This window comes from Synechocystis sp. IPPAS B-1465, from assembly GCF_003015225.1.
Taxonomy (GTDB): domain Bacteria; phylum Cyanobacteriota; class Cyanobacteriia; order Cyanobacteriales; family Microcystaceae; genus Synechocystis.
The window spans coordinates 425466-440586 of the sequence record NZ_CP028094.1 but is presented as its reverse complement, the minus strand read 5'-3'; the positions used below and the strand labels follow the sequence as shown (position 1 = coordinate 440586).

Below are 15121 nucleotides of genomic sequence, written 5' to 3'. Positions count from 1 at the left end.
GCATCGGTAACCCATTTATTTCCTGATAATTTCCTCTGTCACTCCAGGGGGAAAATGGTTGGAACCTGACAGATTCCACCCATGGATGGGGGTGTTTGGACTCAATGTTATGATCTATTTAATACCCTCTCCTATCTTAGTTTTTGGCAATGGCTTCTGTTTCCTCCCAGCCTGGTAACAGTCCTTCTCTTTCTGTCCCGGAATCCAGCATTGTTTCTTCCCCTCAGCAGATCAGCGCCCAGAGGAGTATTGCCTCCGCCGACGTCGTCTCTCCCCGTATCCCCGCCGCTAACACAGCCCAAATTATCAAACTCCAGCATCACTTGGAAGGGCACCAGGGGCAACGGTTGATTTTGGTCATCCAGGACTTTCCTGACCCTGACGCTCTCTCTAGTGCCTGGGCATTTCAACTGATTGCAGCCCAGTACGAAATTCAGTGCGATATTGTCTATGCAGGCACCCTTTCCCACCAGGAAAATATTGCTTTAGTGAAGTTAACCGGCCTGCCTGCCAAGCGCTGGGGGCCGCAAATGCTCAAGGATATTGACCTCTCTGATTACCAAGGCTGTGTGCTGGTGGATAGCCAGGGCACCAATAGTCAACTGATGCCTTTAGTACAGGAAGCTAATATTCCCGTTGTGGTGATTATTGATCACCATAGTCCGCAGGACGAGGTAGAAGCGGAAGGTGCCTTTGTGGATATTCGTCCCAGCAGTCGTTCCACTGCCACCATTTTGACGGAATATCTCCAGGGGGGCATGTTGGATTTCAACAGCAGTAACCCCACCCACGTAAAATGCGCCACGGCCTTGATGCATGGACTGCGTTCTGACACCATCAATTTACTTCAGGCCCAGGAAGCGGAGTTTATGGCGGCAGCCTACCTCAGTCGCATTTATGATGCCCAGTTACTCAATGCGGTGTTACAATCAGCCCGCTCCAAACGGGTGATGGAAGTAATAGAGCGGTCTTTGCAAAACCGAGTCGTACAAAATAACTTTTCTTTGGCGGGGGTAGGTTATCTCCGCTACGAAGAACGGGACGCCATTCCCCAAGCGGCGGACTTTTTGGTTTCAGAGGAGAACGTACACACTGCTTTGGTTTACGGTATTGTCCATGACCGGGCCAATGATATTGAGTTGGTCATTGGTTCCCTCCGCACCAATAAGTTGACCCTAGACCCCGATGAATTTTTAAAAGATAGTCTCGGCATGGATGGTACAGGACGCTACTATGGCGGTGGCCGGGATATGGCCGGCGGCTTTGAAATTCCGGTGGGCTTCCTAACAGGATGCAATGACCAGGCGGAATATACCAAACTCAAATGGGAAGTGTTCGATCGCCAGTTGAAGCAAAAGTTTTTCCGCTTAATTAACCCAGACCATCGGGTGGTGCATTCTTAATTTCAGCTAAGACTTGATTGCACTCTAGGGAAAATTCATTTTTTTCAAACCAAACCATGGTTAACCTAAATCGACAAATTGCCGATGGGGTCCTGGGCGAGAAACATGCGGTCGGTGGGCAGGGGAGCCACCGGTTCCGTGAGGGCAAAGGTGCCAGCGTCTAGCCAAGCTTTGAGGGTTTCCGCCACTTCCCTGGAGCGGGCAATGCTGGCCAAGGGAGCCACCCGCACCGTTTTGCCTTCGATGGTAATTTTGCCGCTTTTGAGTTGGCCGTAGGTAACCAAACCAAAGGTGGGCCTGACCCGACGGGGAATGGAAAAATCCACCACCGGAGCCACGATGTCCTCATCTTTGACAGCACATTGCTCAATTACCTGTTCATTCAACACAGGAATGGGCACCCCCACCCCCAACATTAAAGAAGGACCATAGTTTTTTAGATAACAACCTCGCACCCAATGGGCATCCATTTGTTTGGCATCCCCAATGAGGGCTAGGGTAGCCGCCGGGCCGATGGGGGTGTGGTTGGGCAAACGTTTTTGCAGAGGAAAATGTTGGGTGCCTTCCCAGGCAATGTAACCGACACCGCCCCCCAGGAAGATTTTGGTGCCAATGCCGATCGCCTGGAGGAGAGGATCGTTAAACAGGGGACCAATGGCGCCTGGGTTGGAATAAACCGCATTGCCCAAGCGGGGTTGCAGGGGCCCCAGGTAAGTGTATAACAGGCGATCGCCACCGTTGACGCCCACGATAAAATTTTGGTAAAGATTGCGGGGATTGTAGAGGTAGAACTGATTAATTCGGTCGGTGCTAATCACCGTTTCCAAGGTAGTGCGGGGATAGCAGTCGGTGCCCTGGCCCACAGCCCGCAGGGGAATACTCTTACCAGCAATGAGATCTTCAATGATATGGCCGCCGCCCCTTTCCGCCACCCCGTCCCCTTCGTTGGGATTATCGCCAGTGTTGGTAATGTCTGCCGCCGCTGTTGCTCCTAAATATAAATCCACTGCTCCAAAGCCAGCGTAGGCCGGAATGCCATCTAGCCAGCATTGACGAATTTTAATCGGCGGGTCCGTTTGTCCAAGGTTGATCACCGCCCCGGAGGATTCCATTGGTTCAAAAGTTCCTGTGCAGACCACGTCTACCATGGCCGCCACCTTGGCCACCCCCAGTTCTGCCACCTGGGCTTTAACCTGTTCTGCCGTCCAAACCGTAGCTTTACCCCGGCGGAGTTTGTCATTAATCTCGGCGATCGTCGCCATGGCGATGGCCCTACTAAAACTTTTCGAGCCAGTCGAAAATCCGGTCTAATTCTTCCAAACTAATTAGCCCATACTGCCAGAGAATAATGGGTAGATTGTTACTATTGTCAATGGCGTTGCAAGCGGTGCGCTCGGCGATCGCCAGGGATTCTGCCGGCAGGGAAAGGTCTTGGCGGAGAAAATTTAAAAGATTCTGATAGTAGTTAGTTTGACTCATGGGGGACGGAAAAAAATTTATAAAATTTGGACTCTATTTCGGGTTGGCTAGCTAAGCTCAGCCAAAATTCTCACTACGGCCATTGCAACAATCCGTCCAACTCCGTCGTCGCTGAATGACAATGGATAGGAGGACTAACTTTTTATTCCACACACCCAAACATCGGCGGTTTCGGCCAGGGGCAACAATGGAGCCCAGTCCGAGCAACTAAAACTTTGCAACCATTCTAGGACTGAAGTCCCGTAGACAAATTCAGGCAGACCACAGGTTATGTAATAGCCTAGGACAGTCCCATCTGCTTGCAATCTATCTTGCGATATATTCGGGCTTTGGAACCACCGCAATAGTTAAATAAAGCTTAAGGTTCCGCAGTAAGGCTGGTGAAATAGGCAATGTTTTGCCTCGGGCTATTATAGATACCACACTCCCACCCGAAAAGCTAGTCAACAAAAATTTTCTGCAACAAAGTTTGATGCTGAAGGGCAGATTTTTGCAAGAACTCTACCCCGGTAGAGGGTTGTCTTTGCCGGAAATGTCCCTGCCAAACCTGGCTGAGTTCGTTGCTATCCCTGGGTAAATCCGCCAATTCCCGGCCCGGTAGTCCCACCTCTGCGATTAAACGACTAACTTTAGGGTCATAACTAAGGGCAAAGCAGGCACTGCCCTCCGCCGCGGCCATGATTAAACTGTGGAGCCGCATGCCAATGGTGAATTCCGCCCCCCGGAACAAACCTTTACATTCCCTGGGGTCGGGGCGGTAAAGAATTTCATGACTCCCCGGCAATTCCACGGCGATCGCTTCGGCAATGGCCAAATCCTGGGATTTTTGTAGGGGAATGAGCCGCACATGGGTTTGGGTCTGGTGTTGAAAATCCCTTAGGGCTTCGGTAATGACCGCCAAGCGTTCCAAGGTTAACAAAGGATGGGCCCGCAAATTCACCGCCACCATGGGCAAAGGGCTGGGGGAAGAAGACGCATTTTCAGCGGCTAAAGACCACACCGGATCCGCCGCTAAAAAAGCCTTTAAGCCCCATTGTTTAACTAATTGCAAAGAAGCTTGATCCCGTACGCTGATGCCGCTACAACCCCGGAGCACCTGTTGGGTAAACCAGCGCAACGGCGGCCTTCTAAGGGGGCCAATGCCCTGGGCCCAGGCAATGGTTTTTAAACGCCGCATCTGGGCGATCGCCATCAAACCACCGTAGTATAGGGGACTAACCACGCTGGTCACATCCTGCATCAAACTGCCTCCCCCCCAGATAAAACCGTCACATTGACCCAAAAGCTGCCAAATTTTGCCCCAGTCTCGGTTGTAGTGGGCTTTAACACCGTATCTCGCTGTGGTGACCTGGGGATTGGCGGAGAGCACCACTGGCTCCACCGTCGCAGGAAGCATTTGCAGCAAACAGACTAAAAGGGCTTCATCCCCAGCATTGTCTTGGCCGTAGTAACCACACAGAATGACACGCATTGTTATCGGACTATTTCCTCTTGTGAACTCGCTGGCAATGGGGAAGAATTTGTTTAATCATCTTTTGGGATAACTATGGCCTTTTTGCAAACCTGGCTGGCAGACTATCAAATTCCCCTCACTCTGGCAGTTATTGTTTTTGCGCTGGTGATGTTTGTGTTGGAGTGGTTACCCATCGACACCACCGCCATTCTGGTGGCTGTAATTTTAATGGTGTTGGGTTTGGTCACCCCCACGGAGGGGATTGCGGGGTTTAGCAATTCCGCCACCGTCACCATCATGGCCATGTTTATTTTAAGCTACGGCATTACCCGCACCGGCATTATCCAAATTATTCGCGATAGCCTGATCAAATTTGGCGGCGATAGTTTACGCAGACAACTTTTACTGATGGGGTTTATCGTCGGCCCCAGCTCTGCCTTTCTCAACAACACGGCGATCGTGGCGATCTTTTTGCCCATCATTGAAGAGTGGGCCAGGCAAAGACAAATCTCCGTTTCCAAACTATTAATTCCCCTCTCCTACGCCACCATTCTGGGGGGAATGATTACCCTCCTGGGTACTTCCACCAATATTCTTGCCAGCGGTTTGGCAGAAAAATTGACTGGCCAGGGGTTTAGCATTTTCCAATTCACTCCCCTGGGCTTACTCACTTTCAGTGTTGGTTTGATCTACATTGTCCTAGCGGCCCCGATACTCTTACCGGCTAGACGTAATATTTCCGATGGCAATGTGGCGGCGGAGTATCAAATTAAAGACTATGTCAGCGAAATTATTATTCCTCCCCGTTCTAGCCTGATTGGTCAAACCCTGCGGCAGAGCGAAATTCAGCGTAAATTTGACATTGATGTGTTGGAAATTATCCATAACGATACCCATTTTCCCCAACCGTTGGCGGATCGGGTGTTGACCATGGGGGATATTTTGCTGGTGCGGGCGGGGCGGGAAGATTTACTCAGAATTAAGGACGAACGAGGTATTGAAATCCTGGCCGATGTGCAATTTGTTAGCGCCGAAACCAATAATGCAGGGCCTCTGGAATCTTCCGAAGAAAAGGTGGCGGAGGTGTTAATTCTCTCTAACTCCCGTTTAATTGGTTCCACCCTGAAGGATTTACGCTTTCGTCAACGCTATAACGCCACAGTGATTGCCATTCGCCGGGGGGAGGAATTAATTCGCCAGCGCTTGGGAAAGGTGCGCCTCAAGTTTGGCGATTTACTACTACTCCAGGGACCTAGGGAAAGTTTCCTTGGTTTGCAGACTACTAGGGAATTGTTGGTATTGGAAGAAAAACCCTTGGATAATCTCCGTCTTGATAAGGCCAAAACGGCGATCGCCATTGTGGCTTTGGTCATTGTCATCGCAGGATTGGATATTTTGCCCATTAGCGTCACCAGTTGGGCCGGGGTAATGGCCATGGTGATTAGTGGTTGCCTGAAGCCGGGGGAAATTTATGGTGCTATCCGTTGGGATGTGATTTTTCTGTTGGCAGGGTTAATTCCCCTAGGCACTGCCATGGAAAATTCCGGCACCACCGCCTGGTTTGCTAGCTTTTTGGCCGATGCAGGAGGCCACCTTTCTGGCTACGCTCTATTGCTCTTGTTTTATCTTGCCACAGCTCTGCTAACGGAAATTTTGTCCAACAATGCCACCGTGGTGTTGATGTTACCCATTGCCTTCCAAGTGGCCCAAAGCTTGGGTTTAAATCCGTTAGCGTTTATGTTTGTGGTTACCTTTGCCGCTTCCAATAGCTTTATGTCCCCCATTGGCTACCAAACCAACACCATGGTCTATGGCCCTGGGGGTTACCGTTTTACAGATTTTGCCCGCATTGGCGCTCCTTTGACTGTTATCCTCACCCTAGCCACACCCCTATTGGTAATGCTGATTTACGGTGTCCAGCCAACAAATTAAACCCCTTCTCCATGGCCAAACTAAATCTTGCCCATCGTCTCGATCGCCTGCCGCACTTTGAATGGTGGCTCTGGCTGGGCATTTTTTGCCTGGGGCTGATAGGGACGTTAAACCATGCTCCTTGGCGGGATGAGGTCAATGGCTGGCTAATTGGCCGGGATAGTGTTGATTTTGCTGATTTTTGGCGTAATGTGCGCTACGAAGGCCATCCCCTGCTTTGGTATGGGTTGCTCTGGTTGTTGAATCAACTGACCCCCAACTTGCTGGCCATGCAGCTATTTCATCTCGCTCTGGCCATGGCGGCGATCGCCGTTTTTCTGCGTTACAGCCCCTTTCCCCGTTGGCAAAAGTTAATTTTCTCCCTTGGCTATTTGCCTTTTTATGAATATTTACTGATCAGTCGTAACTATGCGTTGGGATTACTGGGATTGTTCGCCTTTTGTGCCCTATTTCCCCGCAGAAAGCAAACCTATTTACCTCTGGCTTTCTGTTTAGCCTTCATGGCCAACAGCAATGCCTATGCCCTCATGATTAGTGTCTGCTTGGCGATCGCCTTGGGGGGGGAATGGATTTGGCAAAAACCCTTGGGAGTGACGTTACAGGCCCCTTGGTGGGACAGGTTGCTTAGTATTTTATTCTTCGCTGCGGCTGTGGCCCTGTCGGTGGTGGTAATGGTACAACCAGGGGACAGCACCCTCCATGGTGGGGCAGACCAATGGATTTTGCAATGGGATTGGTATCGTTTAGGGCAAGCATTGAGCCGAGTTTGGAATGGTTACATTACGATTTTAGTCCCTTCCGATCGCCGACCGTTGGATCTGGGAATTTTCAGCATTTTTTCCCTCATCCTGTTCACAATTTGGTCCTTATATTTTAGCGATTATCCACTGATTTTATTATTTTATTGGTTGGGCAGTGGCGCTATTTTACTATTTACCTACGGTAGATTTTTGGGAGCTCCTCGGCATTTTGGCAGTCTATATTTGGTTTTAATTGCTAGTTATTGGTTGAAGTTTTACCTCTCTCCCAATCCCCTGTTGAAAGAAAAAGTTCTATCTAGGGCTAAACAATGGAGTCAAAAACTAGTCCCTTATTTATTTACTTTAATTTTAGTTTGTCAATTAATCGGCGGTTTAGTAGGATACGGCAGGGACTTACTTTTGCCCTATTCTGCTAGTCGAGCAGTGGCCAATTATTTAGTTGATCAAGGCCTACAAGAAGCAACTTTAGTAGGCAGTAACGATTTTATGGCCAGTCCCATTGCTGCCCACTTAAACAGAAAAATTTATTATCCAGAAAGTCGCGCTTTAGGTAGTTTTGTGATTTTTACCGCCGAACGACAGGAAGTGAATCAACAGCAAATTTTGCAACAAATTGATCAACAATTGGGACTTAAGCTAAGCCCACCGATAATTCTGATTTTAAACACTCCTTTAGAAGTAAGCCAGCCCGGTTTAAGCATTACTCCCTTGGCAGAATTTCGCCATAGCTTTATTCAAGAAGAGCAGTATTATCTTTACCAAATTAATCGGCAAAACTAAAGTGACAGTTACGACCAGCTTTTTTCGCTTTAAATAAAGCCTGATCTGCCCAGTCAATTAACTGTTTTGGTGGTACATTAGGGAGCGGCACCATGGTGGCACTACCAATGCTGAGGGTGAGATAGGGTTGGATAATGGAACTGCGGTGGGGAATTTGGGCCTGTTTAAACACACTTTGGAGATGAATTACCACATTTTGACAGCCTTGCTTGTTGGTTTGGGGTAATACCAGGGCGAATTCTTCCCCCCCATAACGGGCCGTTAAATCCGTTCCCCGACGCATTACTTTTTTGAGCAAATTGGCTACTTTTTTTAAGCATTCATCCCCTTCTAAATGACCATAGGTGTCGTTATATTGTTTAAAAAAATCGATGTCGCACAAAATTAAACTGAGATATTGATGATGCTTGGCCAATTTTTGCCATTGTTGCTCTAAAAAGTGGTCTAAATAGCGGCGATTAGCAATGCCTGTGAGCCCATCCATGTTAGCTAGGTAATGCACTTGGGCAAATAGGGCCGATTGTTGAATGGCGATCGCCACTTGACTGCTGAGATGGCACAAAAATTCTATTTCCCAGGGCAACCATGACCGTTTTTGGTCTCCGACCCGGACAACCAATTGCCCCCAAAGGCAATCCTCTTGATGGGGCTTTTGGGGCCGGATAGGGATTATAAGCACCCCGTCTTTAGCCCTGGGCCCCAAGGTTATTTCGTCCAGGGGAAGTTGACGGAGGGAATTGATAGTTTGGCAAGGAATCGGTTCCGTTGGTTCACCGTTGGAATCCGGTCCCCGCTCGGGGATATGACGGCGATCGCCATTGGCTGGGAGGGAAGAACTCGGGGCCGCCACCAGAATTCTGCTTGCCCTGGGGGAATAGCAACGGTAAATAACCACTTGGTCTGCCTGGAGAAATTTACGTACCTCATCCACAGTGGTCTGCAAAATAACCGATAAATCCAAGGACTGGCGAATTTCTTCCAGAATGCGGGCCATTAATCGTTCCCGTTCAATCTGTACCTGCAATTCTCGCCGAGCTTTTTTCCTTTCCAAAGCATAGAGAATTGATTTGGCAATCTGACTTTCCCGCAGGTGTTCCTTAACTAAATAATCCTCCGCTCCCTTTTGTAAGGCCGCCAAACCCATGTTTAAGTCTGTGGCCGCCGTTAGCACAATAATGGGAATATGGGGCGCAAACTTCTGCACGGTCCTCAAGGCTTCAATCCCCTGGCCATCGGGTAAAAATAAATCTAGTAAAATGGTGTCGAAAATACCACTCTGGAGGCGATTAACGCCCTGGGCTAGGGTCCGGGTCACCTGGAGCTGTACCGCAAAAAAAGATTGACTTTCCAGTAAAACCTTGAGCAATTCCACCTGGCATTGCTGATCTTCAATCAGTAAAACGTGCAGTCTGCGCTGGTAAAAAGTCACAAAAGTTCGCAGATATTCCGAAGTAGGGGTTAGCTGGGGTAATGGCGGTAGGCAAGAAACTTTCTCAGAACGCTGAAATTATCTGATAGTGAGGCTTAGGGAGTTCAAAATTTCTGGAGTTTTCTCAGCGACTAAAAGCCCTTGCGACAAAGCATTGAGAGAGATACAGAACTTTTGCCCATAAATAAATTCTAACATCGGCCTAACCAACCCTGCCCCGGCAAATCAACGGAAGAAAATATAAATTAGACGGTACACTGAAAGCCTATCTTCATATTTTTTTCCTGTTAGTACCATTTAGTACCATGGCTCAAACTCCCCTCCGCATTGGCATTGCTGGCCCTGTGGGCTCTGGCAAAACGGCCCTTTTGGAAGCCCTCTGCAAAGCCTTGAGGCAAAAATATCAATTGGCTGTGGTCACTAACGATATTTACACTCAGGAAGATGCCCAATTTTTAGTCCGAGCGGAAGCCCTCACCCCCGATCGCATCCTTGGGGTAGAAACTGGAGGGTGTCCCCACACGGCCATTCGAGAAGATGCTAGTCTCAACCTAGCGGCGATCGCCGATTTAGAGGCCCGTTTTATGCCCCTGGATATGGTGTTTTTGGAGAGTGGGGGAGATAATTTAGCAGCCACCTTTAGCCCGGAATTGGTGGATTTAACCCTCTATGTCATTGACGTAGCGGCGGGGGACAAAATTCCCCGTAAGGGCGGCCCAGGCATTACCAAATCAGATTTATTGGTGATTAATAAGATTGATTTAGCACCGATGGTGGGGGCAGATTTGGGAATCATGGATCGGGATGCAAAAAAAATGCGGGGGGAAAAACCCTTTGTCTTTACTAACTTGAAAACAGCCACTGGATTAAGTACCGTGGTAGATTTTGTTGAACATTATTTACCAACTAAGGTTTTGGCAAGTTAATTAATTCAAGCTTAAGAGCCTTTTTAAAAAGTTGAGTTTTGGCTGTTTAATCCCCCCTAGCCCCCCTTAGAAAGGGGGGAACTCTTACAAAAGACCCCCAGTATTGCCGGAGCTTTAGTGAGGAGATTTAGGGGGCAGAATAAAACTTTTCAAATAAGTTCTAACGCTAGTAGTTCAAAGACTTAAGTAAACTTTAACCGACAGTCAACAAGCTGCTGATAAGTCATCAGTTAATCTACTTATTTGTTGAGCAACTATTTGATAAAGGTGATTTTGAGGGGATAGCGGTACCGGATTCCTTCATTGGCTTTAATGGCCGCCATAATTGTTACTACTAAGTCAAAAATCAAAACACCAATTAAAAGGGGAATGCCAATTAATAAGAGAATCAAGACGGCGGAAACAATCACATAAATTAAGATACTAATTTGGAAATTTAACGCTTCCTTAGCCTGATCATTAACAAATTCGGACTCATCTTTTTTCATTAGCCACACCACCAAAGGACCGATGATGTTACCAAAAGGGATCAAGTAGCCGGCAAAGGTGCTCAGATGGGCGATCATGGCCCAATTTCTGCTTTCTGGATCCACTTGGTTGGGTTGGTTAGTCATAATTGGTATTCCACTGTGTATATTTGGTTAACATTGGACCATTGTACAGAGACTTTTCCATAGCCAAAGCTGGTTTATCCCCAGTTTAAGTTACGCCATTATGTCCAACAGATTTTGAAGTTAATTTTAAAGTTAAATTTTGCCATTAAGCTTGATAAAACTTAATAGAAAAATTGTTTTGTTTCTGACCAAACCATGGTTTATGCCCCTCGCCCATTGCCGTCCCGTTCCTTGCCCGTACCGGCCAGCGTTAGCCCAGCCTTAAAAAAGGCGATCGCCCAATCGTTGCAAGGGGCCATGGAAGCAATCAAAAATATCCCGCCTCTGGAGGATAAACCAGCCTGGCAAACTCTCATTGCCGCCTATGACCAAGCTAGCCAAGTTTTATGGCAAAAATTACGGCAACAATTTCCGGTGACGTTGACCAAGAAAAGCATCGCCGGGGTAAATGTTTATCGAGTGACTCCTCCAATCATTAGTCCGGAAAATAGCCAAAGAATTTGGGTGCATCTCCACGGGGGCGGTTACGCTTTGGCCGGCGGAGAACTGGGGACGGGGGAAGCAGTCTTAGCGGCCCACTACGGTCAGGTGGGAGTAATTAGTATTGATTACCGTCAGCCACCCAATTACCCTTTTCCAGCGGCATTGGAAGATGCTTTGGTCATGTGGCAGGAGTTGGTGAAAACCCATGATGTTAATCGGTTAGCCCTGTTCGGTACCTCTGCGGGGGGCGGTTTATTGCTAGCCCTGGTTTGTCAACTGCGGCAACTTAATTTGCCCCTACCAGCGGCGATCGCCCCTTTGTCCCCCTGGGTAGATTTAACCAAAACTGGAGATACCCACTTCACCAATGAATATGTTGACCGCACTGCCATTAGCTACGACGGTCTGATTGAAGGTTTGGCCCGACTTTATGCGGGAGAATTACCCCTCACCCATCCGCTTATTTCACCTATTTACAATGATTTAGCTGGTTTACCTCCTACCCTACTCATTAGTGGTACTAGAGATTTATTGCTGAGCGACACGGCCCGACTACAAAGAAAACTGAGACAAAACAAGGTGCCGGTGGATTTACAGCTATTTGAAGGTCTTTCCCATGCTGAATATCTCTACGAATTTGACACACCGGAATCGGCAGAGGTTTTTAGGGAACTGAGCCAATTTTTTAACCGGCATTTACAAAAGTAAGGGGTAGATAGTTTGTTATCTTGGGTAAAAATGACTCTGTTTTTGCCCTTTGTCCTGCCCAGGCAGCGTTAATTATGTCTAACCGCCCAGGAAAGTTACTTTTTGCTGGATTGATGGGTTTAGCCCTCGCTTTCCCCTTTGGTATTTCCCCCTCCTATGGCTCCACGGTTAAATCTTCCTCCCAGTTAATAGCCCTAAAGTTTCCTCAAGCAAATACTGACCGAGGACAAACGGCCACCAGTGGGGGTGGGGGAGTCAGACAAACTAGCGGTGGTAGTTGTTTAACCAAGGCTAACTTACCCTTTCAGCTTTTAATTCCCGGTGATTATAACCAAGGCAGCGGCTTCCACAATACCGCCAACAAAGAAACTTTTATCTATGCCTATGTGCCTCCCCAGTCGGAGGTGACAGCCAAGGTACAGTTGGCAGACCCCATTACTAAGGCGCAAAATCAAACGACTTTCGCTGTGTCGAAGGAAGGGGGCATTGTTCGTTTCCCTGTTACCTTGCCGGATAATGCCATTAAGGATGATTTTTATAACGTTACTTTGACCCTTATTTGTGATGCCAATAACGCCGCAGATAATCTCACAGTGGAGCTGACAGTGAACTATACTCCCCTAGCTCCTTCCCCCACTAAGCCTGATTCTTCCCTAGCAAAGGCGGCATTTTATGCGGAACAGGGCCTGTGGTTGGATGCCCTGAATGCCCTAGCGGCGATCGCCAAGGAGGAACCCGAAGAATGGCAGGAATTTCTGGAGTCGGGGGGATTTAAAACCTGGGCGGAGGCCCCCGTGGTGGAATGTTGCCAAATGGTCAAAACTTCCGCCTCTGCTAACTGACCACCGGAGAAAACTAAAGGAAATACCAGAGAACATTAATGGGTTGGACCATACCGTCAGCTTGGAAAAGGTTTGTTTGGCAATCCCGGGGTATTTGGATTGCGACCCCTGCTGTGACGGCCATGGTGATTTTGCTCCGCTTTACAGGGCTTTTACAGGTGCTGGAATGGCAGAGCTACGATGCTGGGGTAAGGCTTTTACCAAGGCACGAAGATGACCGCATTGTCATTGTCGGCATTGATGAACAGGACGTCACCTACCTCAACACCCCCATCATTGATGATCAACTGCTGGCCAAAATTCTGACCAAGCTGAAGGCCCAACAACCAGCGGCGATCGGGCTGGATCTCTACCGGGATTTACCCATGCCACCGGGCACAGACGAGTTAGCGGCAGTATTCACCAGTACCCCTAATTTGGTGGGCATTGAGAAGGTAGCGGGTAAACCGGGCATTGAAACCGTTAATCCCCCACCATTGTTGAAGGAAAATAATCAAGTCGGAGCCAATGATTTGATCATTGATGCCGACAATATTGTCCGCCGGGGCTTTATTTATTTGGTGCGGGACGGGGAACCCCATTACAGCTTTGGGCTACATCTGGCTCTGCATTTTTTAGATAGCCTAAAAATTTATCCGGAACCGGTGCGGGAGGGCAGTGATGACTTTCGCCTAAACCAAGTGACATTTTCCCCTCTCCAGTCGGACAGCGGTGGTTATATTCGAGCGGATGATGGGGGCTTTCAATTACTGATTGATTATCAATCCACTTTTCCCAAAGTTTCCCTCACTGATGTGTTGGAGGATAAACTGCCGGCGGATTGGGGCAAGGGCAAAATCATCCTCTTGGGTAAGGTGGGGGAAAGCTTCAAGGATTTATATTTCACCCCCAATAGCAGTACTTTTGGTTTGTCCAGAGCCGTGCCGGGGGTGGAGATCCACGGCAATATCATCAGCCAAATCCTTAACGCTGGCATGGAAGGTCAACCCCTCCTGAAAAGTTGGTCTGAACCGGTGGAATGGCTTTGGGTAGGGCTCTGGTCTTTTTTCGGAGCGGTGATTACCTGGCAGTTACGCTATGCTACCCGTCGTTCCGGAGGGCAATGGTTGCCGATCGCCGCCATTGTGGGCAGCTTAGGAGCGTTACTGGCCATTAGCTATGGCGCATTGCTGGCTGGGTGGTGGTTGCCCGTTATTCCCCCCATGTTGGGTTTATTAGGATCGGGGGTATTTATTGTCACCTGGATGGCCCGGGCTGGGGTCCAAGTCCGCAACACTTTTGGCCGTTATTTGACCGATCAAGTGGTGGCCACCCTACTGGAAAACCCCGAAGGACTAAAAATGGGAGGCGATCGCCGTCCCATCACTATCCTTACTTCAGATTTAAGGGGATTTACTAGCACCTCCGAAGGATTAAACCCCGAGGAAGTGGTTAAGGTTTTAAATATCTACTTTGGCAAAATGGCCGATGTCATTACCCACCATGGCGGCACCATTGACGAATTTATGGGGGACGGCATTTTGGTGCTATTTGGGGCTCCCACTTCCCAGCAAGACGACGCGCTGCGGGCGGTGGCCTGTGGGGTGGAAATGCAACTGGCCCTACGGGAAGTAAATCAACAGGTGACGGGATTGGGGCTACAACCTTTAGAAATGGGCATTGGCATCAATACCGGCGAAGTGGTAGTGGGCAACATTGGTTCTGAAAAGCGCACCAAGTATGGCGTGGTGGGAGCACAAGTTAACCTCACCTATCGTATTGAGTCCTACACCACCGGGGGACAAATTTTCATTTCCTCCACTACCCTAGAGGCCGCTGGCGATCGGGTTCACGTTAACGGGAACAGAACCGTGCAACCCAAAGGAGTGAAGGATCCCGTCGTCATTTGGGACGTGGCCGGTGTGGGGGAGCCCTATAATCTCTCCTTAGCGGTGGAAGAACAAAAATATGTTCCCATCCCCCAGCCCCTATCCCTGGAATACATCTGCTTGGAAGGAAAACATATCACCGACGCAGTAATTCCCGGTACGTTGCAGCAAATCTCCGCTAAAGGGGGATTTATTCAGATTTCTCCAAACCACAACTGTCCAGAGGGTCTAACCAATATTAAAATTAACCTGAGAGAAGACGGAGAGCCAGGAAAAACACCGGCACTCTACGCCAAAGTATTAGACTTAGCCCCTGGGGAAAGTCACGGTTTTTACGTCCATTTTTCTGCAATGCCCACCGACATCGCCCAGCGTTTTTATCAACTTTACCAAGGAGCACTGGCCCAGCCCGCGGCCATTGCTTCCGCTCAGGGGGGCTAGAT

At 48.7% G+C, this 15121-nt stretch carries 12 protein-coding genes; 7 read left to right on the top strand and 5 right to left on the bottom strand.

The annotated features are described in order from the left end of the window. The first annotated feature begins 149 nt into the window (after window positions 1-149). Entirely contained in the window at window positions 150-1403 is a 1254-nt protein-coding gene (locus tag C7I86_RS02100; protein ID WP_010871608.1) for a bifunctional oligoribonuclease/PAP phosphatase NrnA, read from the top strand. 65 nt (window positions 1404-1468) lie between these two features. Here the strand turns inward: C7I86_RS02100 and C7I86_RS02095 are convergent, their stop codons facing one another. From C7I86_RS02095 to csaB, 3 genes are all read right to left on the bottom strand, one after another. Further along, the gene (locus tag C7I86_RS02095) at window positions 1469-2665 is read right to left on the bottom strand and encodes a homocysteine biosynthesis protein (protein WP_010871607.1); all 1197 of its coding nucleotides are present in this window, start codon (window positions 2663-2665) and stop codon (window positions 1469-1471) included. Between the two features lie 13 nt (window positions 2666-2678). Further along, window positions 2679-2882, bottom strand: coding sequence for a DUF2949 domain-containing protein (locus C7I86_RS02090; protein ID WP_010871606.1), 204 nt, complete (start codon window positions 2880-2882; stop codon window positions 2679-2681). 439 nt (window positions 2883-3321) lie between these two features. Beyond that, a complete protein-coding gene (gene csaB, locus C7I86_RS02085) occupies window positions 3322-4353 on the bottom strand; it encodes a polysaccharide pyruvyl transferase CsaB (protein WP_010871605.1) in 1032 nt (343 codons plus the stop codon). Window positions 4354-4428: 75 nt separating this feature from the next. Here csaB and C7I86_RS02080 point away from each other — a divergent pair, with 75 nt between their 5' ends. Both C7I86_RS02080 and C7I86_RS02075 read left to right on the top strand, forming a co-directional pair. Next, on the top strand, window positions 4429-6267 hold the full coding sequence (locus C7I86_RS02080) for an SLC13 family permease (RefSeq protein WP_010871604.1): 1839 nt from the start codon (window positions 4429-4431) through the stop codon (window positions 6265-6267). An 11-nt stretch (window positions 6268-6278) separates the two neighbouring features. After that, window positions 6279-7808 carry a hypothetical protein gene (locus tag C7I86_RS02075; protein ID WP_010871603.1) on the top strand — a complete coding sequence of 510 codons (1530 nt, stop codon included), beginning with the start codon at window positions 6279-6281 and terminating at the stop codon, window positions 7806-7808. Here the strand turns inward: C7I86_RS02075 and rre8 are convergent. Further along, window positions 7792-9237: a high salinity-induced biofilm formation responseregulaton Rre8 gene (rre8, locus tag C7I86_RS02070; protein ID WP_010871602.1), complete on the bottom strand. Its 1446-nt coding sequence runs from the start codon at window positions 9235-9237 to the stop codon at window positions 7792-7794. The two genes, C7I86_RS02075 and rre8, sit on opposite strands and share 17 nt — an antisense overlap. Window positions 9238-9542: 305 nt before the next feature. Between rre8 and ureG the strand changes: the two genes are divergently transcribed. Then, window positions 9543-10163 carry an urease accessory protein UreG gene (gene ureG, locus C7I86_RS02065; protein ID WP_010871601.1) on the top strand — a complete coding sequence of 207 codons (621 nt, stop codon included), beginning with the start codon at window positions 9543-9545 and terminating at the stop codon, window positions 10161-10163. A 254-nt stretch (window positions 10164-10417) separates the two neighbouring features. On the opposite strand, the gene C7I86_RS02060 is transcribed toward ureG, so the two are convergent. Beyond that, window positions 10418-10777, bottom strand: coding sequence for a DUF4870 domain-containing protein (locus C7I86_RS02060; protein WP_010871600.1), 360 nt, complete (start codon window positions 10775-10777; stop codon window positions 10418-10420). 195 nt (window positions 10778-10972) lie between these two features. On the opposite strand from C7I86_RS02060, the gene C7I86_RS02055 reads away from it, so the two are divergent. The 3 genes from C7I86_RS02055 to C7I86_RS02045 are packed head-to-tail and all read left to right on the top strand — an operon-like array spanning window position 10973 to window position 15119. Next, the gene (locus C7I86_RS02055) at window positions 10973-11968 is read left to right on the top strand and encodes an alpha/beta hydrolase (RefSeq protein WP_010871599.1); all 996 of its coding nucleotides are present in this window, start codon (window positions 10973-10975) and stop codon (window positions 11966-11968) included. Window positions 11969-11988: 20 nt separating this feature from the next. Continuing rightward, entirely contained in the window at window positions 11989-12810 is an 822-nt protein-coding gene (locus C7I86_RS02050; RefSeq protein ID WP_020861431.1) for a DUF928 domain-containing protein, read from the top strand. Window positions 12811-12848: 38 nt separating this feature from the next. Next, window positions 12849-15119, top strand: coding sequence for a CHASE2 domain-containing protein (locus tag C7I86_RS02045; protein WP_010871597.1), 2271 nt, complete (start codon window positions 12849-12851; stop codon window positions 15117-15119). The last annotated feature ends 2 nt before the right edge of the window (window positions 15120-15121 follow it).

What these genes read in the sequence shown, in the direction of transcription:
- C7I86_RS02080 (WP_010871604.1), top strand. Translation starts at nt 4,429, where the DNA reads ATGGCCTTTTTGCAAACCTGGCTGGCAGACTATCAAATTCCCCTCACT.
- ureG (WP_010871601.1), top strand. Translation starts at nt 9,543, where the DNA reads ATGGCTCAAACTCCCCTCCGCATTGGCATTGCTGGCCCTGTGGGCTCT.
- C7I86_RS02060 (WP_010871600.1), bottom strand. Translation starts at nt 10,777, where the DNA reads ATGACTAACCAACCCAACCAAGTGGATCCAGAAAGCAGAAATTGGGCC.
- C7I86_RS02095 (WP_010871607.1), bottom strand. Translation starts at nt 2,665, where the DNA reads ATGGCGACGATCGCCGAGATTAATGACAAACTCCGCCGGGGTAAAGCT.
- csaB (WP_010871605.1), bottom strand. Translation starts at nt 4,353, where the DNA reads ATGCGTGTCATTCTGTGTGGTTACTACGGCCAAGACAATGCTGGGGAT.
- C7I86_RS02100 (WP_010871608.1), top strand. Translation starts at nt 150, where the DNA reads ATGGCTTCTGTTTCCTCCCAGCCTGGTAACAGTCCTTCTCTTTCTGTC.
- C7I86_RS02090 (WP_010871606.1), bottom strand. Translation starts at nt 2,882, where the DNA reads ATGAGTCAAACTAACTACTATCAGAATCTTTTAAATTTTCTCCGCCAA.
- C7I86_RS02045 (WP_010871597.1), top strand. Translation starts at nt 12,849, where the DNA reads ATGGGTTGGACCATACCGTCAGCTTGGAAAAGGTTTGTTTGGCAATCC.
- C7I86_RS02055 (WP_010871599.1), top strand. Translation starts at nt 10,973, where the DNA reads ATGGTTTATGCCCCTCGCCCATTGCCGTCCCGTTCCTTGCCCGTACCG.
- C7I86_RS02075 (WP_010871603.1), top strand. Translation starts at nt 6,279, where the DNA reads ATGGCCAAACTAAATCTTGCCCATCGTCTCGATCGCCTGCCGCACTTT.